The organism is Zoogloea sp. (genome assembly GCF_023150065.1).
In the GTDB taxonomy this organism is placed as follows: Bacteria; Pseudomonadota; Gammaproteobacteria; order Burkholderiales; family Rhodocyclaceae; genus Zoogloea.
This window is the reverse complement of record NZ_JAKLLN010000099.1, coordinates 381-772: the sequence shown is the minus strand read 5'-3', so window position 1 is coordinate 772 and position 392 is coordinate 381. Positions and strand designations below refer to the sequence as shown.

At 69.6% G+C, this 392-nt stretch carries 2 protein-coding genes; both read right to left on the bottom strand.

Features of this window, described 5'->3' with window-relative positions; translation table 11 throughout:
• Positions 1–195 (bottom strand): acyl-CoA dehydrogenase family protein (locus L6Q67_RS23640; protein ID WP_296575997.1); only part of this gene is annotated, 195 nt, incomplete at its 3' end.
• Positions 196–206: 11 nt separating this feature from the next.
• Positions 207–392 (bottom strand): SDR family oxidoreductase (locus L6Q67_RS23635; protein ID WP_296575994.1); only part of this gene is annotated, 186 nt, incomplete at its 5' end.

Below are 392 nucleotides of genomic sequence, written 5' to 3'. Positions count from 1 at the left end.
GTAGTGGCCGAAGGTCAACAGGCACTGGTGGATGACATCGACCGCGTACTTCGGCCCCATCCACTTGCACATCGCCGCCTCCTTCGTGTGCGGCAGGCCGGCGTCGCGCAGCGCCAGCGTGTGGATGCAGAGCTGGCGGATCGCCTCGATCGACTCGAGGCGGTCTACGCGGGCGGCGAGGCTGGCGTCGGTCATCGCGGCGCCGCTCACAGGAAGCTCATGCCGCCGTTCACGGCGAGGTTCTGGCCGGTGACGAAGCCGGCCTCGTCGCTGGCCAGGAACACGGCGGCGGCGGCGATCTCCGCCGGCTCGCCCATGCGGCCCAGCGGAATGGCGCGGATCATGGCCTGGGTCCATTCGTCGGGGATGCCGGCCATCATCGGGGTGTTGGT